At 53.1% G+C, this 22,710-nt stretch carries 22 protein-coding genes and 1 riboswitch; of the genes, 13 read left to right on the top strand and 9 right to left on the bottom strand.

Annotation, left to right across the window (positions count from 1 at the left end; genetic code table 11):
• Window positions 1-7: 7 nt before the first annotated feature.
• Together HV340_RS13190 and yebS are read right to left on the bottom strand one after the other, a co-directional pair.
• Window positions 8-2,641 carry a PqiB family protein gene (locus HV340_RS13190; protein ID WP_020883414.1) on the bottom strand — a complete coding sequence of 878 codons (2,634 nt, stop codon included), beginning with the start codon at window positions 2,639-2,641 and terminating at the stop codon, window positions 8-10.
• Window positions 2,610-3,893, bottom strand: a complete 1,284-nt coding sequence (gene yebS, locus HV340_RS13185; RefSeq protein ID WP_181216025.1) for a membrane integrity lipid transport subunit YebS — start codon at window positions 3,891-3,893, stop codon at window positions 2,610-2,612. The genes HV340_RS13190 and yebS overlap by 32 nt, the downstream gene beginning before the upstream one ends.
• Window positions 3,894-4,025: 132 nt before the next feature.
• Here yebS and HV340_RS13180 point away from each other — a divergent pair, with 132 nt between their 5' ends.
• The 4 genes from HV340_RS13180 to htpX all read left to right on the top strand — a co-directional run bounded on the left by HV340_RS13180 (window position 4,026) and on the right by htpX (window position 8,449).
• Complete coding sequence (locus HV340_RS13180) at window positions 4,026-4,523, top strand: GAF domain-containing protein (RefSeq protein WP_040017774.1); 498 nt, start codon at window positions 4,026-4,028, stop codon at window positions 4,521-4,523.
• A 96-nt stretch (window positions 4,524-4,619) separates the two neighbouring features.
• The gene (gene proQ, locus HV340_RS13175; RefSeq protein WP_181216024.1) at window positions 4,620-5,306 is read left to right on the top strand and encodes an RNA chaperone ProQ; all 687 of its coding nucleotides are present in this window, start codon (window positions 4,620-4,622) and stop codon (window positions 5,304-5,306) included.
• A gap of 19 nt (window positions 5,307-5,325) precedes the next feature.
• Complete coding sequence (gene prc, locus HV340_RS13170) at window positions 5,326-7,374, top strand: carboxy terminal-processing peptidase (protein ID WP_020883416.1); 2,049 nt, start codon at window positions 5,326-5,328, stop codon at window positions 7,372-7,374.
• A 193-nt stretch (window positions 7,375-7,567) separates the two neighbouring features.
• On the top strand, window positions 7,568-8,449 hold the full coding sequence (gene htpX, locus HV340_RS13165; protein WP_014170610.1) for a protease HtpX: 882 nt from the start codon (window positions 7,568-7,570) through the stop codon (window positions 8,447-8,449).
• 48 nt (window positions 8,450-8,497) lie between these two features.
• Here the strand turns inward: htpX and HV340_RS13160 are convergent, their stop codons facing one another.
• Complete coding sequence (locus HV340_RS13160; protein ID WP_063858486.1) at window positions 8,498-9,871, bottom strand: MFS transporter; 1,374 nt, start codon at window positions 9,869-9,871, stop codon at window positions 8,498-8,500.
• Window positions 9,872-10,049: 178 nt separating this feature from the next.
• Here HV340_RS13160 and kdgR point away from each other — a divergent pair, with 178 nt between their 5' ends.
• Window positions 10,050-10,841 carry a DNA-binding transcriptional regulator KdgR gene (gene kdgR / locus HV340_RS13155; RefSeq protein WP_014170608.1) on the top strand — a complete coding sequence of 264 codons (792 nt, stop codon included), beginning with the start codon at window positions 10,050-10,052 and terminating at the stop codon, window positions 10,839-10,841.
• 64 nt (window positions 10,842-10,905) lie between these two features.
• On the opposite strand, the gene HV340_RS13150 is transcribed toward kdgR, so the two are convergent.
• Entirely contained in the window at window positions 10,906-11,145 is a 240-nt protein-coding gene (locus HV340_RS13150) for a YobH family protein (protein WP_020883418.1), read from the bottom strand.
• Between the two features lie 159 nt (window positions 11,146-11,304).
• Between HV340_RS13150 and mgrB the strand changes: the two genes are divergently transcribed.
• The 7 genes from mgrB (at window position 11,305) to rlmA (ending at window position 16,538) form a co-directional block, all read left to right on the top strand.
• Window positions 11,305-11,448: a PhoP/PhoQ regulator MgrB gene (gene mgrB / locus HV340_RS13145; protein ID WP_014170606.1), complete on the top strand. Its 144-nt coding sequence runs from the start codon at window positions 11,305-11,307 to the stop codon at window positions 11,446-11,448.
• 74 nt (window positions 11,449-11,522) lie between these two features.
• The gene (locus HV340_RS13140) at window positions 11,523-11,813 is read left to right on the top strand and encodes a YebO family protein (protein WP_020883419.1); all 291 of its coding nucleotides are present in this window, start codon (window positions 11,523-11,525) and stop codon (window positions 11,811-11,813) included.
• 23 nt (window positions 11,814-11,836) lie between these two features.
• Entirely contained in the window at window positions 11,837-12,826 is a 990-nt protein-coding gene (locus HV340_RS13135) for an MBL fold metallo-hydrolase (protein ID WP_121339460.1), read from the top strand.
• A gap of 525 nt (window positions 12,827-13,351) precedes the next feature.
• Complete coding sequence (locus HV340_RS13130; protein ID WP_032611517.1) at window positions 13,352-13,468, top strand: DUF2627 domain-containing protein; 117 nt, start codon at window positions 13,352-13,354, stop codon at window positions 13,466-13,468.
• Window positions 13,469-13,507: 39 nt separating this feature from the next.
• Window positions 13,508-13,717 carry a transcription antiterminator/RNA stability regulator CspE gene (cspE, locus tag HV340_RS13125; RefSeq protein WP_001062678.1) on the top strand — a complete coding sequence of 70 codons (210 nt, stop codon included), beginning with the start codon at window positions 13,508-13,510 and terminating at the stop codon, window positions 13,715-13,717.
• A 231-nt stretch (window positions 13,718-13,948) separates the two neighbouring features.
• Window positions 13,949-15,655 (top strand): peptidoglycan glycosyltransferase FtsI, encoded by a 1,707-nt coding sequence (gene ftsI / locus HV340_RS13120; protein ID WP_181216023.1) that lies wholly within the window; start codon window positions 13,949-13,951, stop codon window positions 15,653-15,655.
• Between the two features lie 67 nt (window positions 15,656-15,722).
• Window positions 15,723-16,538, top strand: coding sequence for a 23S rRNA (guanine(745)-N(1))-methyltransferase (rlmA, locus tag HV340_RS13115; protein ID WP_181216022.1), 816 nt, complete (start codon window positions 15,723-15,725; stop codon window positions 16,536-16,538).
• Here rlmA and mntP read toward each other — a convergent pair.
• The 5 genes from mntP to manX form a co-directional block, all read right to left on the bottom strand.
• Window positions 16,535-17,101, bottom strand: a complete 567-nt coding sequence (gene mntP, locus HV340_RS13110) for a manganese efflux pump MntP (RefSeq protein ID WP_014170601.1) — start codon at window positions 17,099-17,101, stop codon at window positions 16,535-16,537. The genes rlmA and mntP overlap by 4 nt on opposite strands.
• A 10-nt stretch (window positions 17,102-17,111) precedes the next feature.
• Window positions 17,112-17,301: riboswitch (yybP-ykoY riboswitch) on the bottom strand.
• A gap of 198 nt (window positions 17,302-17,499) precedes the next feature.
• Window positions 17,500-17,958 (bottom strand): DUF986 family protein, encoded by a 459-nt coding sequence (locus HV340_RS13105; RefSeq protein WP_181216021.1) that lies wholly within the window; start codon window positions 17,956-17,958, stop codon window positions 17,500-17,502.
• Between the two features lie 54 nt (window positions 17,959-18,012).
• Window positions 18,013-18,864: a PTS mannose transporter subunit IID gene (locus tag HV340_RS13100; protein WP_006810994.1), complete on the bottom strand. Its 852-nt coding sequence runs from the start codon at window positions 18,862-18,864 to the stop codon at window positions 18,013-18,015.
• A 12-nt stretch (window positions 18,865-18,876) separates the two neighbouring features.
• Window positions 18,877-19,677, bottom strand: coding sequence for a PTS mannose transporter subunit IIC (manY, locus tag HV340_RS13095; protein ID WP_014170599.1), 801 nt, complete (start codon window positions 19,675-19,677; stop codon window positions 18,877-18,879).
• Between the two features lie 47 nt (window positions 19,678-19,724).
• On the bottom strand, window positions 19,725-20,687 hold the full coding sequence (manX, locus tag HV340_RS13090) for a PTS mannose transporter subunit IIAB (RefSeq protein WP_014170598.1): 963 nt from the start codon (window positions 20,685-20,687) through the stop codon (window positions 19,725-19,727).
• A 462-nt stretch (window positions 20,688-21,149) separates the two neighbouring features.
• Between manX and yoaE the strand changes: the two genes are divergently transcribed.
• A complete protein-coding gene (gene yoaE / locus HV340_RS13085) occupies window positions 21,150-22,709 on the top strand; it encodes a CNNM family cation transport protein YoaE (protein WP_181216020.1) in 1,560 nt (519 codons plus the stop codon).
• Window position 22,710: the final 1 nt, after the last annotated feature.

The raw sequence follows: 22,710 nt of genomic DNA, 5'->3' as shown, positions 1-22,710 counted from the left end.
CCTGAGATTAACGCGGCAGGGCAGTGCCCCATTCACGCCACTCTTTCGGCTCGCTTTCGAGCAGCAGGAAGTGTTTGCCCGGTTGCGCTTTCGGCGCCAGCGGCGTCCCTGGTGGTGTAGCGAAAGCAATACCGCCACGAATGAACTGGTTGAAGGTGCCGGTTTTCACCACCCCGCCCGTCAGACCGAAGTCCAGTGAATAGCCGGAGGCCAGCCAGAACACCGAGTTATTACGCACCAGGTGCTGGTAACGATCGCTGATGCGTAATGCCACCATCACGCGGTCAGAGAGCGTACCGAGCGTCAGGCCCGTCACTGTACCCACCTCAATCCCGCGGAACAGCACCGGTGTGCCGATATTCAGCGAGCCTGCTTCCGGCACTTCCACCACAATGCTCAGGCCATCCAGATAGCGAGAGTCAGTGATCGTGGCTTCCTGCAGTTCAAAGTCACGGCGAGCATTCCCCTTACCGGGTTCGACGTTGATATAAGGCTGCAGGATAGTGTCGAGGTGCTCAACGCCAGCGGCCGAAATCTGTGGCGTCACCACCGAGAAGCGGGAGCCTGAGCGGGCGAAGGTTTGAACATATTCCGGGTAGAGCACGGCGGTGGCCTGCACCTCGTTACGCGCGGTGATAAGCGTCAGCTTCTGGATCTGTCCGATATCAATACCCAGATAACGGATAGGCATCCCTTCCGCCAGCTTCCCTGCATCAAAAGCATGCAGGGTAATCTGTCCGCCAACGGCACGGGCAGCGGTTTCAGACGGGAAGAGAATACGCTTATCGCCTTTACGCAGGTTTGCACCCGCACCGCTGAGGTTATCGAAGCTGATCGCTCCGCGCAGCGCACGTGAAAGCGGGGAGGCCTGCACGGTCAGCCCGTTACCGTTAAGCTGCACTTTCGCACCACCTTCGGCCCAGAACACGCTATTCGGGGTCAGCAACTTGCGATACTCCGGTTTGATATGCAGTTCGATATCAAACGCGTCCGCATGAGGGCGTACGGCAATCACTTCCCCGACCTCAAACTTACGGTACAGCACGACGGAGCCAGCCTGGACATCAGGAAGCGTCTCGGCGCTTAGCGTCAGTGTCGTGGTTGGGAGATCGCTCATGCTGTTTTCAATCGCTTTGTCCAGGTTGGCATACAGCGGATAACTGTCGCGCACCGGGCCTTTATTGCCCGGTAAAATGCGGATCCCGCCGTTTACCCATTCGCTGGCGCTGGCACCGAGGAACTCAACGCCGTCGAGGCCAACCTTCACGTCGACGCGGCTGTTCACCACAAATTTACTGTCGCCATGTACGAGGTCGCTGTATTGCGGATCGATAGCCACCGAGAAGCTCACGCCGTTTTCAGAGAGCGTACGCTCCAGCACCTGGCCCACCTGGACGCCATGCAGAATCAGCGGCTGGCCGGCTTCGATACCGTAACTTTCAGGCGCGGTCAGTTTTACCGTTACGACGCCCGGTTTTTGCAGCAGCGCTTTATCTGCCGGCGCAACAACGAAACTGTTGCTGGGTTGACCTTCACCGGGGATCAGTTCAAACGTATTACCGGTCAGAAGATTGCTCAGGCTGGTATCGTTCAGAGACAGTTTTGGGCTGCGCATCTCGATACGCGTTTTTTCACGCAGGAGATCAACTACGCTCGGGTCGACGGTCATCTCACCGGTCACGGAACCGCCTGGATTGAGCGTCATTTTGGTGAGCTGCCCAACCTGCAATCCCTGATACATAAGCGGTGTGGAACCCGCTTTCAGCCCTTTAGCGTCGGGCAGGGCGAGTTTGACGATCACGCCGCGCTGGCTGTGCGCCAGGTCAGCATACAGTCCGAAGGTATCATCTGCCGTGGCCGGGCTGGAGTTTTCCGGAGAGTCGAAGGCAACGGCACCGTTGACCAGTGCGGCCAGGCTCTCGAGCTTCACTTTGGCACCGCTCAGGCTGAGGTCAGCATCCACGCCGGAGACGTTCCAGAAACGGCTGCCTTTTTTCACCAGGTTAGTGAAGCGGCGATCGATTAACACATCAATCGTCACGCCCTGTTTATTCGGGTTGATGGCGTAATCATAAACGCGACCTACCGGAATTTTACGGTAATAAACCAGTGAGCCACTGTTGAGGGAACCCAAATCTGGTGCCTGCAGATGGATCATCAGATCGCCGTTATTCAGTCGGTATTTTGGTTGGGTATCCAGCGCAACAAAGTGATCCTGCGGTTCACCTTTACCCGGCATCATGCCGATGTAGTTACCGCCAACCAGTGCATCCAGCCCTGAAACACCCGCCAGAGAGGCCTTAGGCGTTACCAGCCAGAACTGCGTTTCGCTGCGCAGCGCATCCTGCATATCGGACTTAATGCTGGCGCGGACCTGAATTTTATTCAGCCCTTTTCCAAGGCTGATGTCCTGAACGGTACCCACTTCAACCCCCTGGAAGCGGACAGGGGTTCGCCCGGCCACAATGCCGTCGGCAGACTGGAAGTCAATGGTGATGGTGCTTCCGCGATCTTCATAGCTCGTCCAGATAAGCCAGCCTGCAATCATCAGGGCGATGACAGGCAGCAACCAGAATGGAGAAATGCGGCGTTTTGTTTTAATTCTCGCTTCAGTCGGCGAAGCGGGCGTTTCCTGACTCATGTGCATCCCAAAGTAAGCGGCTATCCAGCCATTCCACAGCAAGAATAGTCAATATCACCGCGGAGCCGAAATAAAAAGCTGCGGGTCCCATTGTAAAAGCTAATAACTGGTCGCGATTGATCAGCGACATCATCAACGAAATCACGAACAGATCCAACATCGACCAGCGGCCAATCCAGGTGACGAATCGCAAAAGCAGAATTCGGGTACGTAAACCGTGCTCACATTTGAAGTGAATACTCAGGAGCAGGGTAAACATCACCACCACTTTGGTAAACGGCACCAGAATACTGGCGATAAACACAATTGCCGCCACCCCCACGTTGCTGTGGGCGAGGGAGATGATCCCGGAGAGGATGGTATCCTCCTGGCGCCCACCATTCACGTAAATGATGGAAATCGGCAGCATATTGGCCGGGATCAAAAAGACCAGCGAGGCAATCAGCGCGGCCCAGCATTTTTGCAGACTGTTGTTGCGCCGCAGTCTCAGGGGAATATGACACCGCGGGCAACGGCCACGTGGGTCGGGCAAGCCAGTATAGTGACACCCCAGACAGACCCGGAGACTTTCATCCGGTCGCGTGGCCGGGCGCTGAGGGTAAAAGCGCTCCCAGAGCTGTTCGACGTTCAGATGAATGAGTGTGAGGATGCTGAGCAAGACCAGACAAATAAATGCAAAGAGTCCGACCCCGGGCTGTAAGAATGCATAGTCCTGCACTTTTATGGACGCCACGCCGACGCCCACCAGGTAGATATCCAGCATGACCCACTCTTTCAGTTTGTCCAGCATCAGCAACACGGGGCGGAGATTCATCCCCAGAATGTTACCAAACCAAAGATAGGCAATGGCGGCGACCAGCACCAGCGGCGCGCCGACCGTACAGAACAGCACCATGGCGGCGGTGAGCGGGTCACCCTGGCGCGTCATCTGCCAGATCCCCTGCAGTACGTTGGCATCAATACGCACACCAAGCAGGTACAGCTTCAGCAGCGGTTCGCCCCAGGCAAACGGCATAAGAAGCAGCATGGTGATGGCCATCGCGGCGAGACGGGTCAGCGACCAGTCGCGGCCGTCGCGAATTTTAGCGTCGCAGCGGGGGCAAAAAGCACTTTCATGCGATTTCATCTTCGGCAACATAAAAAGCGTATCGCACTGCGGGCAACGCTGATAATGTGCACGAGGCAAAGCTTCGCTTACCGTATGGACAGTTATCTTTTTTGTCGGCGTAATTTTGGTTGTTTTTAAGGCCATCAGCTGCGCACAAATAAGTATTGTTGAACGTTATATTAACTCATGAACGGATTCATCTTGAGCATGAGCGCATTTAATGCTTATTTTAATAGGCTATGCGGTAATTTTGTAAGACAACTAAGTGATTGAATAATGAACAAAACAGAATTCTACGCGGATCTTAACCGCGATTTTAAGGCATTGATGGCGGGTGAGACCAGCTTCTTAGCCACTCTGGCAAATACTAGCGCATTGCTGTTTGAACGGCTATCTGACGTTAACTGGGCCGGTTTTTACCTTCTGGAAGGTGAAACGCTGGTGCTTGGCCCGTTCCAGGGGAAAATTGCCTGCGTGCGTATTCCCGTAGGACGCGGCGTTTGTGGTACAGCGGTCGCGACTAATCAGGTACAGCGCGTCGAAGACGTCCATGCGTTTGACGGACACATTGCCTGTGACGCAGCCAGTAATTCTGAAATCGTTCTGCCTCTGGTGGTAAAAAATCAGATTATTGGCGTTTTGGATATCGACAGCACGGTCTTCAGTCGCTTCACAACCGAGGACGAACAAGGGCTGCGCGAGCTGGTGGCGAACCTCGAAAACGTTCTCGACGCAACCGATTATCAAAAATTCTTTGCGAGCGTAGCAGGATAATCAACGGATAACGTAGCATTTACTGATAGCGTCATTATAATGACGCCTGTTCATGCCTGCGCTTGTTGGCAACGTCCGTTGTAATCAGGAAATTTCATGGAAAATCAACCTAAGTTGAATAGCAGTAAAGAAGTTATCGCATTTCTGGCCGAGCGTTTCCCACAGTGCTTCAGTGCTGAAGGTGAAGCTCGTCCCCTGAAAGTCGGTATTTTTCAGGATCTGGTGGCACGCGTTGAGGGGGAAATGAACCTCAGCAAAACTCAGCTTCGTTCCGCCTTACGTCTTTATACTTCGAGCTGGCGTTACCTGTACGGTATCAAAGCGGGCGCGACGCGTGTTGATCTTGACGGCAACCCTTGTGGTGAGCTGGACGAGCAGCACGTTGAGCACGCACGTAAACAGCTGGAAGAAGCCAAAGCACGCGTTCAGGCACAACGTGCAGAACAGCAAGCGAAAAAACGCGAAGCCGCAGCGGCAAACGGCCAGGAAGAAGCGCCTCGTCGTGAGCGTAAACCACGCCCAGCGCCGCGTCGTAACGATAATAACGATCGCAAACCGCGTGCTGACAAACCAGCAGCTAAAGCCCCGCGCGCCCCTCGTGAAGAGCCGCGCCATACGCCGGTTTCTGACATTAACGCCCTGAGCGTGGGTCAGGCACTGATGGTGAAAGCGGGTAACAACGCAATGGACGCCACCGTACTGGAAATCACCAAAGATGGCGTTCGTGTACAGCTGACTTCTGGTATGTCAATGATTGTACGCGCAGAACACTTGTTGTTCTGAAACGGAGGCCAAGCCTGGCATGAACACTTTTTTTAAGCTCACCGCGTTGGCGGGCCTGTTTGCTATAACAGGCCATGCTTTCGCAGTGGACGATATCACGCGTGTTGATCAAATTCCGGTCCTCAAGGAAGAGACGCAGCACGCGACGGTGAGCGAGCGTGTGACCTCACGCTTCACTCGTTCGCACTATCGTCAGTTCGATCTCGATCAGGCCTTTTCGGCCAAAATCTTTGACCGCTATCTGAACTTGCTGGATTACAGCCATAACGTATTGCTCGCCAGCGATGTCGAGCAGTTCGCTAAGCGTAAATCCGGGGTGGGTGACGAGTTGCGTTCAGGCAAGCTGGATCTGTTCTACGATCTCTATAACCTGTCGCAAAAGCGCCGCTTTGAACGCTATCAGTATGCGCTGAAAGTGCTGGAACGTCCGATGGACTTCACCGGCAACGACACCTTTAATCTGGACCGCAGTAAAGCGCCCTGGCCGAAAGACGAAGCCGAGCTGAATGCGCTGTGGGATGGAAAAGTAAAATACGACGAGCTGAGCCTTAAGCTGACCGGCAAAGATGAAAAAGAGATCCGTGACACGCTGACGCGCCGTTACAAATTCGCTATTCGTCGTCTGGCTCAGACCAACAGTGAAGATGTTTTCTCACTGGCGATGACCGCTTTCGCTCACGAAATCGATCCGCATACCAATTATCTCTCGCCTCGCAATACCGAACAGTTTAATACCGAAATGAGCTTGTCTCTGGAAGGTATCGGTGCGGTGCTGCAGATGGACGATGATTACACCGTGATCAACTCAATGGTGGCCGGTGGCCCGGCGTCGAAAAGCAAAGCGATAAGCGTAGGCGATCGCATTGTTGGTGTGGGTCAAACCGGACAGAACATGGTCGATGTGATCGGCTGGCGTCTGGATGATGTGGTTGCGCTGATCAAAGGTCCGAAAGGCAGCAAAGTTCGCCTTGAAATTCTGCCAGCCGGTAAAGGCACCAAAACCCGTATCGTTACCCTGACGCGTGAGCGTATCCGCCTGGAAGACCGCGCGGTGAAAATGTCGGTGAAGACCGTGGGTAAAGAGAAGGTGGGTGTTCTGGATATTCCGGGCTTCTACGTCGGGCTGACTGATGATGTAAAAGTCCAGCTGCAGAAGCTTGAAAAGCAGAACGTGAGCAGCGTCATCATCGACTTGCGCAGCAACGGTGGTGGGGCGCTGACCGAAGCGGTTTCACTGTCCGGGCTGTTTATCCCGTCTGGTCCGGTGGTTCAGGTGCGCGATAACAACGGTAAAGTACGTGAAGATGCCGACAACGATGGTGTGGTCTATTACAAAGGCCCGCTGGTGGTCTTGGTCGATCGCTTCAGTGCTTCCGCGTCTGAAATCTTTGCCGCCGCTATGCAGGACTATGGCCGTGCGCTGATTGTCGGTGAGCCGACATTTGGTAAAGGTACCGTACAGCAGTATCGTTCTCTGAATCGTATCTACGATCAGATGCTGCGTCCGGAATGGCCTGCACTGGGTTCGGTTCAGTACACCATTCAGAAATTCTATCGTGTGAACGGTGGCAGTACGCAGCGTAAAGGCGTGACGCCGGATATCATGATGCCGACAGGCACGGAAGAGACTGAAACCGGCGAGAAGTTTGAAGATAACGCATTGCCGTGGGATAGCATTAACGCCGCGACGTACGTGAAAGCGGGTGATATGACGCAGTTTGGTCCTGAACTGCTGAAAGCGCACAACGATCGCATCGCCAAAGATCCGGAATTCCAGTACATCATGAAGGACATTGCTCGTTTCAATGCCCTGAAAGATAAGCGGAATATTGTTTCTCTCAACTACGCTCAGCGTGAGAAAGAGAACAACGAAGATGATGCAACGCGTCTGGCGCGTATCAACGATCGCTTCAAGCGTGAAGGTAAGCCTCTGCTTAAGAAACTGGACGATCTGCCAAAAGATTACCAGGAGCCGGATCCTTACCTCGACGAGACGGTGCATATCGCTCTTGACCTGGCGAATCAGGAAAAGGCGAAGCCCGCCGTGCAACCCGCACCGGCAAAATAATCCCCCAACAGGCACAAGAAATTGTGCCTGTTTCTTTTTGTTCCGCATTCTCCCGTCAGGCAAATTTCCAATTGTGTAAAGTTGTGTCTTTCTGGTGACTTACGCCCGATGGATGCTTGAAAATAGCCGTAATACCCATACGATGTGGGTAATCGCATAGTGCGCTTTGTTAAACTGAGGTTAAAAGAAAATTATGATGCGAATCGCGCTCTTCCTGCTCACCAACCTTGCGGTGATGGTGGTTTTCGGGCTCGTGCTAAGCCTGACAGGAATTCAGTCGAGCAGCGTTCAGGGTCTGTTGATTATGGCGCTGCTGTTTGGTTTTGGTGGCTCATTCGTTTCACTCCTGATGTCGAAATGGATGGCACTGAAATCGGTAGGTGGTGAAGTCATTGAGCAACCGCGTAACGATATGGAACAGTGGCTGATGAATACCGTGGCTCAGCAATCGCAGCAGGCGGGTATCGCCATGCCGCAGGTGGCCATTTACCACGCGCCTGATATTAACGCCTTTGCCACAGGTGCCCGTCGTGATGCGTCGCTGGTTGCCGTCAGCACCGGGTTGTTGCAGAACATGAGCCGTGACGAAGCCGAAGCGGTTATCGCTCACGAAATCAGCCATATCGCGAACGGCGACATGGTCACCATGACCCTGATCCAGGGCGTAGTGAACACCTTTGTTATCTTCATCTCCCGTATTCTGGCGCAGATCGCGGCAGGCTTTATGGGCGGGAACCGCGATGAAGGGGAAGAGAGCAACGGCAACCCGCTGATCTACTTCGCGGTTGCGACGGTACTGGAGCTGGTATTCGGTATTCTGGCCAGCATCATCACCATGTGGTTCTCCCGTCACCGTGAGTTCCATGCGGATGCCGGCTCGGCGAAACTGGTTGGCCGTGAGAAGATGATTGCCGCGCTGCAGCGTCTGAAAACCAGCTATGAACCGCAGGAAGCGACCAGCATTATGGCATTCTGCATTAACGGTAAATCAAAATCGCTGAGCGAGCTGTTTATGAGTCACCCGCCGCTGGATAAACGTATCGAAGCGCTGCGCAGTGGTGAATACCTGAAGTAACACTAAGAAGGGCAATGAGCCGGGCTGGAGATATCCGCCCGGCTTTTTTTATGCCTGTACTCTGGGCTGGGTAATGCGCAGCCCGCTGATGATGGCGGCGAGGGTGGCAAGGGCGCCTGCGGTGAAAAGTGCAACGTGGTTGCCATTTTGCCCGGCAAGATTAAACATCAGCGCGACCAGGGCCGCGCCGGTGCTTTGTCCCAGCAGACGTGCGGTGCCCAACATACCGCTGGCACCACCGCTGCGATGGCGCGGCGCTGAGGTGATGATGGTGTGGTTGTTAGGCGACTGGAACAGACCGAACCCTGCACCGCACAGGATCATGCGCCAGATGATATCCAGATCGGTGGGTGATGAGGGGAGTAGTGCGAGTGCGAACAGCCCCGTGGCCATGACGGCAAGCCCCAGCGCGCCAAGCAATCCGGCGTGGACGCGCTCAATCAAATACCCTGCCAGCGGCGCCATTACCATCGTCGCCAGTGGCCACGGCGTTAACAGCAGTCCGGTCTCGACTTCAGTACGTCCCACCACACTTTGCAGGAAGAAGGGCAGAGAGACCAGGGCCAGCATCTGGGCGCAGAATGAGCAAACAGAAGTACAAATCGAGAGAGAAAAAAGAGGAATACGCAGCAGGTCGACAGGCAGTAAAGGGACAGGGAGCGCGAGCTGGCGGCGTACAAAGAAGAAGCCAATCACCAGCAGCGCAATGAGCTCCGCGGCGGTAAGTATAAGGGACTGACCTTGTGCAAAGCCGCTCAGGGCAGTAATCAGCAGGCCAAAGGTCAGGGCATTCATCACTGCGCTGATAAGGTCAAAGCGTGGCATCGTGCTTTTGGGACCGTTCGCGGGAAGATAGCGCAGAGCAAAGAAGAGGGCCACAATACCCAGCGGTACGTTAATGGCGAATAACCACTGCCAGGACGCGACAGAGAGTATGGCCGCCGCAAGGGTTGGCCCGGCCGCAGACGAGACGGCGACAATAAACGAGTTTATCCCCATACCGCGTCCCAGATGACGCTGCGGATAGATTAAGCGGATCAACGCCGTGTTGACGCTCATCAGTGCCGCGCCCCCAAAACCCTGTGCTATGCGCGCAAGCGTCAGAGTATGCAGCGAATCAGAAAGGGCACAGAAAAGGGAAGTAAAGGTGAACACCAGCAGGCCGCATTGATACACCCGTCGGTAACCGAACATATCGCCCAGGAAAGAGAACGAGAGCAGTGAAACCACGATCGCTATCTGGTAGGCATTGACTATCCATATAGAACTGGCAGGGGAGGCATGCAGGTCGCTGGCAATGGTTGGCAGGGCAACGTTAGCGATTGCACCGTCAAGGACGGCCATTGAAATACCGATAACAATTGTGGCGATAGCGCCATACCGCTGGGGCAAAGGCAGGCCATCGGACAGGTTTTTTTCCATTAGGGATGAAAAGCTCAGTGTGAAATTATTCTCAGGGTAACTATTTTAGCATCGTTATTTCAGTTTTATGTCGCAGATTTGTAACGAAGTAAACGAGGATCGATTGCAGGTAACATGACGGGAATTTATAATAAAAACCGGTTCTGATTTTTATAAAACACTCTCTATGAGGTGGTAAATGGCAATTGCAGATTTGGATAAACAGCCAGATTCTGTTTCTTCCGTGCTGAAGGTGTTTGGCATCTTACAGGCGCTCGGAGAAGAGCGTGAAATTGGTATTACAGAGTTGTCGCAGCGTGTGATGATGTCGAAAAGCACCGTTTATCGCTTTTTGCAAACCATGAAGTCACTGGGTTACGTCGCACAGGAAGGCGAGTCTGAAAAGTATTCTCTGACGCTGAAACTGTTCGAGCTCGGAGCCCGTGCGCTGCAAAACGTGGATTTGATCCGCAGCGCAGATATCCAGATGCGTGAGATCTCTCGCCTGACCAAAGAGACTATCCACCTGGGGGCACTGGATGAAGACAGCATTGTCTACATCCATAAAATCGACTCCATGTACAACCTGCGCATGTATTCACGCATCGGTCGTCGTAATCCGCTTTACAGTACCGCGATTGGCAAAGTGCTGCTGGCGTGGCGCGATCGCGAAGAAGTGAAGCAGATCCTCGAAGGCGTGGAATATAAGCGCAGTACTGAACGCACCATTACCAGCACTGACGAGTTATTGGCCGTGCTCGACAAAGTACGTGAGCAGGGGTATGGCGAAGATAACGAAGAGCAGGAGGAAGGGCTGCGCTGTATCGGTGTGCCGGTATTTGACCGCTTTGGCGTTGTCATTGCCGGGTTGAGTATCTCTTTCCCGACCCTGCGCTTTTCTGAAGAACGTCTGCATGAGTATGTGGCGATTCTCCATACAGCCGCACGCAAGATTTCTGAACAAATGGGTTATAACGACTACCCGTTCTGATCCTTACGGGCACAAAAAACGCCGCACACAGTGCGGCGTTTTTTATCAGTATCAATCGGGGTGATTAGCCGTTATCAATGACGACGGATGTTTTACGCAGAACCGGGCAGTTGGTTAAACCAATGATCCCGCTGTCTGAATGAATATATTGTGCCGTGCTCATGCCCTGCGCGGTCATGTATTTGCATTGAATACCTAATCCAGCGGCGTTTTCGGTGCTTCCCACAAGCACGCCATAGCCGGTTAACAGAAGGCCAACCCATACTACGGCCAGTGCAATAATTGTACGAATGATTAAATGCATCATTGCCTCTTTATCTTTGTTGTCATGCAGTAAGCCTAAACGGTTTACTCTATGAAACAAGTGCATGATTCTGAAAACGACCAGATGGCGGTACAGTTAGTCCTTGTTTAAGATAGCCGTGATAACCTGGTTATATCGGGCCTTTAGACGGAGTGTGGAGTGAAAAAAATACGCTGGGTGATTCTGATTATTGTGCTGGTAGCCTGTGTGGTGTTGTGGACGCAGACTATCAATGTGATGTGCGATCAGGATGTACAGTTTTTTAGCGGCGTTTGCGCAATCAATAAGTTTATTCCGTGGTAACACGCATTTTTTCTCAAGGTGATTTCCTTCCTTCGCACCAGTGGTAAGATAGACGTTTTTATTGAGGTGGTGAAATGGGTGAGTTACTGAATTCAGGGCTGCTAAATATGGCATCCCTGATGATCTCGTTGGTTGTTCTGCTGGTGGGGCTTGTCATTTGGTTTTTCGTAAACCGTGCCAGTTCCCGTACAAACGAGCAGATCGAACTGCTGGAAGCGCTGCTTGACCAACAAAAACGTCAGAATGCGCTGTTACGTCGTCTGTGCGAGGCTAACGAACCAGAAGAGAAAGCGTCGGCGAAAGACGCGGTTGCTGAAGACAACACTGAGCAGGATGACTTTATCCGCCTGGTGGCTGAGCGTTAATTTGTCTTATCCGGGAGGTGGCTGTGGTCTGGAAAAATCCCTGGTATGACCCCTCCCTGAAACATCACACACCGAACGGTTTTCGTAATACTGACCCCGTCGGGCATCAGCCCGGTGACGTTGATCGCTGGCGAAAAGCGCGCAAAGAAGCTGGCTTACCCCGCCCCCCGGCAAACGGATATGAGGACTTTATCCGCCAGTGGTGGCAGCCGGCAACGCTTAAGCAGCCGCAGGAAAATGGGGTATGGTGGCTCGGACACGCAAGCCTGTTGTTGCACATTGATGGCAACACCCTGCTGACCGACCCCGTTTTTTCTCGCCGCGCCTCTCCCTTACCTTTCCTCGGACCACAACGTAAAACGCCTCCCGCTCTGTCTGTCGAACAGCTCCAACAGCTCGATGCAGTGGTTATCTCCCATAATCATTACGATCATCTGGATGACGCGACCATTCGCCGGATCCTTAAACGCTTCCCCGACGTCACTCTGTTTGTTCCCCTAGGTCTGGCAGTCTGGTTTCGCCGCCGGGGGGCAAGACGCATTGTTGAGCTCGACTGGTGGCAGAGTTTCACCTGGCAGGGGATAACGCTGTCCGCCGTACCGGCGCAGCACTGGAGTATGCGCACGCTCTGGAACCGCAATCGCTCCCTGTGGTGTGGCTGGGTGTTTGAAGGGCGGCATCATCGTTTCTGGTTTAGCGGCGACACGGGCTATTCACCTGAACTGCTGCGAATACCGGAAAGGCTGGGTAAAATTGACGCCGCGGCGTTGCCCGTTGGCGCTTATGCACCACGGTGGTTCATGGCCATACATCATATGGATCCGCAATCTGCCGTTGCGTTGTGGCAACAGTTGGGATGCCCACTGGCGTTTCCCATTCACTGGGGCGTGTTTGAACTGGCTGATGAATCGCTTGATGACCCCGTGCGAGAGTTAACTGCAGTCCTCGATAATTTAGCACCGGTTAATAATTCCTTCAGGATACTGAAAATTGGTGAATATTTATCCTTATAAACGAAGCGCTGGATTGTTGCATATATTCTGTATGTCTAAGGTCTAAAGAATGTTTTATTTTTATCGAAACGTTTTGCTTGCCTTGTTTTGATGCAGAGTCATAAAAATTTCATTATTTTGGTGCATAACATTCTTTATTAGCTGGTGCTTTTTAATACAGTTTAGCGTGAAGGATTAACATTGTATTTCCACTGTAACAATACAGGGGCGTTACAATGATTTAAGCATAAGTTTTCACAAATTGTTCTAACTCAATCAATGTAGGGGTTTTTCTTAGCGGGTTGCTGGACGCACTGGAATGATTGAGCTATGTTAAAAAAGTCTTAGATAACAGCGGTTGTGAAAGCAACGGCGAGTCTGTGTAAGTGAGCAGGGCTGTCCATATGTCATGCGCATAATTGTGCAAAAGCATACCGGCACAGTTCGAATTTGTGCGGCGGATCGAGACATGTTTAAAAATGGCTTGCCATATTAAACATAGTGTGTGATAACACGTTTTGGGTCAAACGAGGTACAGTTCTGTTTATGTGTGGCATTTTCAGTAAAGAAGTCCTGAGTAAACACGTTGTCGTTGAATACCGCTTCTCTGCCGAACCTTATATTAGTGCCTCATGCAGTAATGTCTCAGTTTTATCTCAGTAATGCCTGCGGGCTAAGAAAACACTCTAAGGAATTTTGCAAATGGCAAAGATTAAAGGTCAAGTTAAGTGGTTCAACGAGTCTAAAGGTTTTGGTTTCATTACTCCTGCTGACGGCAGCAAAGACGTGTTCGTACACTTCTCTGCAATCCAGGGTAACGGCTTCAAAACTCTGGCTGAAGGCCAGAACGTTGAGTTCGAAATTCAGGACGGCCAGAAAGGCCCAGCTGCAGTTAACGTAACTGCTATCTGATCGAACCACTGCTGACTGAAGCACGTAGTACTTCACTCTCAGACATAAAGCCTCGCATATAGCGGGGCTTTTTTATGTGCCTTATCTTTCAAAATATTACCATCCCCGCTCTTGTTAGTAACTTGTTGCAAAGCTACGAGATTAGTAGCACTGTTTTCCCTCCCTCTGGCCGTCTTTTCCCGTTAAATCAGGGCGTTGTTTAACAGTCCTGGGGTTCAGGTGAAGAAGAAAATGATAACGACCGCCGGCAATTTCACGCCGGCGCGTTTTGCGCTGCTCTGTTTAGCCATTTTTTGCAGTCTGGCGTTTTTGCTGGGCCGCGTTGCCTGGCTGCAAATTATTAAACCTGACAACCTGGTCAAGCAGGAGGATATGCGATCGCTACGCGAACTGCCGATTGATGCTCCCCGCGGAATGATCATGGATCGTGAGGGCCGGCCGCTGGCGGTCAGTGTCCCGGTCAGGGCCGTGTGGGCCGACCCAAAAACGGTGCTGGCAAAAGGGGGCGTGGGCTTTGACGATCGCTGGCAGGCGCTGGCGAATGCGTTACATCTCTCCCTGAATACCCTGTCATCACGGATTAACGCGAATCCACAGGGGAGGTTCATCTACCTTGCCCGGCAGGTGGATCCTGTTCAGGCAAAATGGATCGATAAGCTGAATTTGCCGGGTATCAATTTACGCGATGAATCACGCCGTTTTTATCCTGCCGGGCATGTGGCGGCAAACCTGATTGGTTTCACCAATATTGACGGTCAGGGTATTGAGGGGGTAGAGAAAAGTTTCAACACCCAGCTAACAGGCAAGCCGGGCGTCCGCCAGGTCAGAGAAGACCGTTACGGTCGCGTGGTGGAGAATCTGACGGAAGTCGCGCCGGTGCCTGCGCACAATATTCAGCTCAGTATTGATGAGCGCCTGCAAACCATCACCGAAGATGCGCTAGATAACGCAGTGGCCTGGAACAAGGCGGAGTCGGGGGCATCAGTGCTCATTAATATCCCCACCGGTGAAATCCTCGCGATGGCGAGCTATCCGGATTTCAACCCCAATAACCGCCAGGGCGCGACAATAGACGATTTTCGTAACCGTGCCATCAGCGATACGTTCGAGCCAGGTTCAACCGTGAAGCCGCTTGTGCTGATGACGGCATTGCAACAGGGGCTGGTGCAGCCTGACAGCGTCATTGACACCCATCCGTATATGCTTGACGGACACCGTATTCGGGACGTGGGTTACTACCCTGAACTCTCGATGACCGGGATCCTGCAAAAATCGAGCGACACTGGCGTATCTCGCCTCTCGCTGGCGATGCCTGTTCAGCACCTGATTGATACCTACCGGAACTTTGGTTTTGGTACAAACACCGGGCTTGGCTTAACCGGCGAGAGCGCCGGTCTGTTACCCCAGCGTAAATACTGGAGCCAGCTCGACAGGGCGACCTTCGCCTTTGGCTATGGTCTGATGGTCACCCCCCTCCAGCTGGCGCACGTCTATGCCACCATCGGCGGCTTCGGGCTGGAACGGCCCCTCTCAATTACCCGTATCGATCCACCCGTTATCGGGCACAGAGTCATGCCGGAAGAGATTGCTCATCAGGTCGAGCATATGATGGAGAGCGTTGCGCTGCCGGGCGGGGGCGGCGTTAAGGCTGCGGTGCGTGATTACCGTGTGGCGGTGAAAACCGGTACGGCGAAGAAAATCGATGATAGCGGCAAATATGTCGATAAATACGTTGCCTATACCGCGGGCGTCGCGCCTGCCAGCGATCCGCGTTTTGCGCTGGTGGTCGTGATTAACGATCCTCAAAACGGAGCGTACTATGGCGGCGCCGTCTCCGCACCGGTATTCAGCGAGATTATGGGTAACGTATTGCGTCTTGAGAACGTCAAACCCGATGGTCTGGCGCCTGATTCCTCGCACCTTATCGTCATGCGTTAACCCAGGCGTTTTATACCGGGGCGAATAGCGGTACACTTCGCCCTTTGATTTACGCCCCGGAGCTGCCATGTCCTTCAGTTGTCCCCTTTGCCACGCGCGTCTGACGCGATCAGAAAAAAGTTATGCCTGTCCGCAGGGACATCAGTTTGATATGGCGAAAGAAGGCTACGTGAATCTTCTGCCGGTGCAGCATAAGCGCTCGCGCGATCCGGGTGACAGTGCTGAGATGATGCAGGCACGCCGGGCATTTCTCGACGCCGGGCACTATCAGCCACTCAGAGAGGCCGTCGCGCAATTGCTGGAAGATAATCTGACTGACAGTGCAGCAGGCGTGCTGGATATTGGCTGCGGGGAAGGGTATTACACCGAGCGGTTTGCTGAGGTTGCACAAGAGAAGGGCGCGCAGACATTTGGTCTGGATGTTTCCAAAGTGGCTATCCGCGCGGCGGCAAAACGTTACTCCGGCGTGACGTTCTGCGTGGCATCGAGCCACCGACTGCCGTTTGACGCTGCCAGCATGGATGCGGTTATCCGCATCTATGCGCCCTGTAAGGCGCAGGAGCTGGCACGCGTTATCAAACCGGGCGGATGGGTCATTACCGTCACGCCAGGTCCCCGACATCTGATGGAGCTTAAAGGGCTTATCTATGATGATGTTCGGCTGCATGCGCCACATTCTGAGCAACTGGCGGGCTTTACGCTGAAGCAGGAGCAGACGCTGGCCTACGAGATGAACCTGGCAGGGGAAGAAGCTGTAGCGTTGTTGCAGATGACGCCATTTGCATGGCGGGCAAAACCGGACGTGTGGGAAACCTTAGCGGAGCAAACAACGTTTCGCTGCCAGACAGATTTCAGTATCCACTGCTGGCAGCGTGAAGATTAACCGGCGAAGTGTGCCCAGAGGATCTGGGCACCAATGCCAATCAGCACGATACCGCCCAGGATCTCGGCGCGTTTGCCCAGCAGAGGGCCAATAAACCGCCCAACCATCATTCCCAGCGTCGACATAATCAGCGTGGCACAACCAATGGCCAGCGCGGTCGCAATAATATTGACCTGCAGGAATGCCAGGCCCACACCGACGGCCATGGCGTCGAGACTGGTGGCGATGGCGGTGGTCACCAGCAGCCAGAAACCGTGGCGGTGCTGCGGCTCGTCTTCCTCATCGCCATTGCCGCGAAAACCTTCAATCACCATTCGCCCCCCCAGAAATACGAGCAGCACGAAAGCGATCCAGTGGTTCCACTCCAGTATGAACTGGCTTGCCAGCATACCAAGACCCCAGCCGATGAGCGGTGTCAGCGTTTCGATAGCACCAAAGATAAGGCCTGTGCGTAGCGCTTCAGAGAATTTGGGTTTGTGCAGCGAGGCACCTTTACCGATGGAAGCGGCAAAAGCGTCCATGGACATACCGAAAGCAAGAAGAAGGGTTGCGGAGATATTCATTAAAGCGTCCAGACCGGGAGATATCCATATGACACATCACTGCCCCCAGTAAACAGCAGTTGATGTATCTATGGTCTCGCCTGACCGCCTTGCACAAATCTGTGCGGCAAACGGTCCGTACGTGCCACGTTTTTCAACGAGTATGTTGACACGTACATTTCCTGCGAACAGGAAATCAGCTACTCCCCAACGACGGGCGCAACCTTAACATATTTTGAGAATATAAAACAACAATGAAACGGCATTATTTCGTCAAGGTGTTGATAACGATTTTCATTTAGATTTATGCGTGAAAATAACGTTAATAAATATAAGAGAAATGACAGAATAGAATATAGCTTTGGCTATATCAGGTGCGCAAAATAAACGCAGAATATAGCCAAAGCTATGTGGTTAACTTACTGAGTTTTAAGCATAAGTTTGTATATTCTTTCCAGGTCGTCAATATTCTTGACCCGAATAAGCAGCCGGCGTTGCTCTAATTGCATCACCAGTACACCGTCTTCCGATAAATTCATCTCTTTAATACGGTTATATTCTATCCATACATTGGCAAAGAAAAACCCGCAGCTTTTAAAAATGATTTTCGGAACACGGATCCAGAACAGATAAATCGCCATTAATGCCAGCGCACATAATAACCATGTGGTTAATATTGCACCATGACCGGTCACGTTGTTGTATATAAGAATGACGATGAGACCGGCGAAGATAAACGCATCCACGCGGCCGCGTCGCAGAAGGGGCAGGGAGAGCAGCGTTTCGCCGTGGCGGCGGGGCATGATGAACTCGTCATAGATCGCATATGCCAGAAGGGCCACAATAAACAAAACCAGTACGATGTCCGTGACAGTCATTCATCCTCCAGATAAAAAAACCGGGGGCAAGCCCCCGGCGTATTACGTGATGTCTTACAGGCCCAGCAGACCGACAGCGTAGCCCGCGATACCGATGACGAAGAAGCCAACAATGATCCACAGCGGGTTAACTTTCTTACGCAGTAGCCACATACAGGCGAAGGTCAGCAGCAGCGGTACCAGACCCGGCATCAGCTGGTCCAGAATCGTCTGCACGGTGGTAACACGGGTCTGACCATCCTGACCGGTGATGGTGGACACCACCAGCGGGATGTTCACGTGCGTCCACTTGTTAACCAGTGCCCCCATGACAAACAGGCCGAGGATTGACGCCCCCTCAGTCAGTTTCTGCAGGAAGCCGCCGCCCATATCCTTAACGATGTCCACCCCTTTACGGTAACCGTAAGCCACACCGTAGTAACGGGTCAGCAGACGCACCGCATTGAACAGGATGAAGAACAGCAGTGGCCCAAGCAGGCTTCCGCTCATGGCGATACCGGCACCCAGCGCCGCGAAGACCGGACGCACGGTACCCCAGAAGATTGGGTCACCGACGCCTGCCAGCGGACCCATCAGACCGACTTTGATACCGTTGATGGCACCATCGTCAATCTCTGCGCCGTTTGCACGCTGCTCTTCCATCGCCAACGTCACGCCCAGAACCGGAGCCGCCACATAAGGATGGGTGTTAAAGAATTCCAGGTGACGCTTAATCGCCTGACGGCGCGCTTCGTTGTTTTCCGGATACAGGCGTTTGATAGCCGGTACCATGGAGAAACAGAAGCCCAGCGCCTGCATACGTTCGAAGTTCCATGAACCCTGAAACAGGTTAGAACGGATGAACACGCCACGAATATCACCCGGAGTGAGTTTTTTCTCGGTGGTAGTTTTTGTCATATCAACCATTTCGCTCACCTGCTAGTCCAGTTCGTTATCGAGATCGTTATTACCAGCAGCCTGCGCTGGGGCACCCGCAACGCGGTTATATTTCGGGCTGAGCTGGATGTAGAGAATCGCCATCACTGCACCAATCACACCCAGCGCAACCAGGTTGAAGTTGGTGAACGCAGCAGTAACGAAGCCGAGGTAGAAGAACGGCATCAGGTAGCCTGCGCGCATCATATTGATAACCATCGCATAACCAACCACCACAATCATACCGCCTGCGATGTTCAGACCGCCGGTGACCACTTCTGGAATGGCGTTCAGCATGCTCTGTACTTCACTGGTACCGACGGAGATCGCAACGATAACGGCCGGGATCGCGATACGCATCGCCTGCAGGAACAGGGACGATACGTGGATCCAGGAGAGCGCCGTCAGGTTGCCATTTTCGGCCGCCTTATCCGCCGCGTGCTGGAAAGCCACGGTGATAGTACGCACGATGATGGTCAGTACCTGACCTGCTGCTGCCAGCGGGATGGCCAGGGCAATACCTGCACCGATACTCTGGTGACCGGCAATAACCAGAACCGTAGAAATGATGGACGCCAGCGCGGCATCAGGCGCAACTGCCGCACCGATGTTCATCCAGCCCAGGGCAATCATTTCCAGGGTACCACCGATGATGATCCCGGTTTTCATATCACCCAGAACGGCACCAATCAACGTACAGGCCACCAGAGGGCGGTGGAACTGAAATTCATCAAGTACGGATTCCATACCCGCAATACACGCGACGATGAACACCAGCACAATCTGAAGAGTGGTAATCTCCATTGTACTTCTCCTATTACATAAGCTTTATGTGAAAAACCGGCGCGGGCTTATTTCCCAACTTTACCGATCAGATCCATCATTTTCAGTTTCTGATCCGTGGAAACCTTACGGGCTTCCAGTTCGATACCGCGTGCATTCAGCTTGTTGAATGCCTCGATATCTTTCGCATCGACTGAAATGGCGTTGTTGACCTGCGTTTTGCCCTGACGGAATGCCATACCACCAATGTTTACGGAGGTAATTTTCACGCCGCCTTCAACCAGGCGTTCAACGTCTGTCGGGTTTGTGAACAGCAGCATCACGCGCTCGCCCGCATATTTCGGGTTGTTATAAACGCGGATCATTTTGGCGACATCCACCACGTGCGCGGTAACGCCAGGAGGAGCAACCTGTGTCAGAAGGGTTTTACGTACGGTATCAGCAGCAACTTCGTCGCTGACGACAATAATGCGTCGAACGTTGGTCTCTTTGGTCCAGCGCGTTGCCACCTGGCCGTGGATTAAACGGTCATCGATACGGGCAAGGCCGATCACCATGTAATCATTCGGGCCCATGGGCTTCGCCGGGGCTGCGGCTTTTGGCGCCGCGGCCACTGGAGCAGGCTTCTCAACCGGTTGTGCTTTCAGCGCTTTCACGCCTTCGCGACCGGTTTCAACTGCCAGAGCGACCAGTTCATCGAAACTCGGATTGTCGTCGCGTGCCATGAAGGTTTCCACCAACATGGGGATATTCACCCCGGCGACAACTTCATAATGCTCTTTATCGACGACAATGCGGCTGGCAGCATTGAACGGACTGCCTCCCCATGTATCAACGAGAAACAGCACGCCTTTGCTGGTATCCAGTTTCTGCAGTTGAGCAGTGTACTTCTCAATCAGCGTTTCAGCGTTTTCACCGGGAACGAAATCGATCCAGCCGACGTTTTCCTGCTCACCCAACAGCATCTCTGCTGTTTTGAGTAACTGCTCTGCAGCCCAACCATGTGTGCCTATGACAATAGCAATGGTCACTTGCTACCTCCTTTTATTATCATTAATACGCCTGCCAGGCAGTCGCACTGTGAATCGTATCTGGCCAACCGAATCGATTCAGAAAAGGGTTAGAGTTAAAAAACTAAGACTTCCGCGAATTATTTTAGATAGTGAAAAAATAATTTATGTGATGAAGATCCGTAATTTAGCTATGGGTTACAGAATTATCTGTAAGGTAAAGCAGCTGTGTTACAGATCTTTGCAAAGGAACGTAAATCTTTGCTAAAAACGCATTGTCTCTGATATGTTTAGCCTCCGTTTAATTGTTCAGGAGTATAGGGCTACAGCCCACTATATGGACCGTCACCGACGTCAGTCATCCTCCAGGCCATTCCGCGCCTGTTTCACCGGCGATCCTCGCCACGTATCGACTCTGTCTACCTCTGTTTTGCCCACGTTGAGTGGGGCACCGTTTGGTCATTCCGTTAGCAGGAGCGTTTCATGGAATTCTTAATGGACCCGTCAATCTGGGTGGGATTGCTCACGCTGGTCGTGCTTGAGATTGTTCTCGGCATTGATAACCTGGTGTTTATTGCCATCCTTGCGGACAAACTGCCGCCAAAACAACGTGATAAAGCGCGTCTGATCGGCCTCTCTCTGGCACTGGTCATGCGTCTGGCACTGCTGTCCGTGATCTCGTGGATGGTTACGCTGACGAAGCCGCTTTTTTCCGTCATGGATTTCACTTTCTCCGGGCGTGATTTGATCATGCTGTTCGGGGGGATATTCCTGCTTTTCAAAGCGACGACAGAGCTTCACGAGCGGCTGGAAAATCGCCAGCACGATGATGGACACGGTAAAGGCTATGCCAGCTTTTGGGTCGTGGTACTGCAGATCGTGGTGCTTGATGCGGTCTTCTCGCTGGATGCGGTGATCACGGCTGTCGGCATGGTGAACCACCTCCCGGTGATGATGGCTGCCGTGGTTATCGCGATGGCGGTGATGCTGCTGGCGTCTAAGCCACTGACGCGCTTTGTGAATCAGCATCCGACGGTCGTGGTGCTCTGCCTTAGCTTCCTGCTAATGATTGGTCTGAGCCTGGTGGCGGAAGGTTTTGGCTTCCATATACCAAAAGGCTACCTGTACGCCGCCATTGGCTTCTCGATCCTCATCGAGCTGTTTAACCAGATTGCACGACATAACTTTATCAAGCAGCAGTCTACCCAGCCGCTGCGTGCGCGTACGGCTGATGCGATTCTGCGTCTGATGGGCGGTCGCCGTCAGGTCAACGTGCAGAATGACAATGAAAGCCGTAACCCGGTTCCCGTCCCGGAAGGGGCATTTGTGGAAGAAGAGCGCTATATGATTAACGGCGTGCTCTCCCTGGCCTCCCGCTCGCTGCGCGGCATCATGACCCCGCGCGGTGAAATCAGCTGGGTCGATTCCCGCCTGAGCGTTGATGAGATTCGCCAGCAGTTGCTCTCTTCACCGCATAGCCTGTTCCCGGTTTGCCGGGGTGAACTGGACGAGATCATCGGCGTGGTGCGTGCGAAAGAGATGCTGGTGGCGCTGGAAGAGGGGATTAACGTCGAAGCCGTCGCCGCCGCATCACCGGCGATTGTGGTGCCGGAAACGCTGGATCCTATCAACCTGCTTGGCGTCCTGCGCCGCGCACGCGGTAGCTTTGTTATCGTCACCAATGAATTTGGTGTGGTGCAGGGGCTGGTGACGCCGCTCGACGTGCTTGAAGCCATTGCCGGTGAATTCCCGGATGCGGATGAAACCCCGGAAATTGTCTCCGACGGTGACGGCTGGCTGGTGAAAGGCACCACCGATCTGCACGCGCTACAGCACACGCTGGGTCTGGAAAACATCATCAACGATGAAGAGGACATTGCGACCGTGGCTGGGCTGGTTATTGCCGTTAACGGACAAATCCCGCGGACCGGCGATATCATTGAACTGCCTCCGCTGCAGATCACGATAATCGAAGCGAATGACTATCGCGTCGATATGGTGCGCATTGTTAAAGAGCAGTCGGCCCACGACGAAGAAGAGTAAC

It is taken from the genome of Enterobacter sp. RHBSTW-00975 (genome assembly GCF_013615235.1).
In the GTDB taxonomy this organism is placed as follows: domain Bacteria; phylum Pseudomonadota; class Gammaproteobacteria; order Enterobacterales; family Enterobacteriaceae; genus Enterobacter; species Enterobacter ludwigii.
Note: the sequence above shows the minus strand (reverse complement) of the source record. Positions and strands in the feature narration are given on the sequence as shown.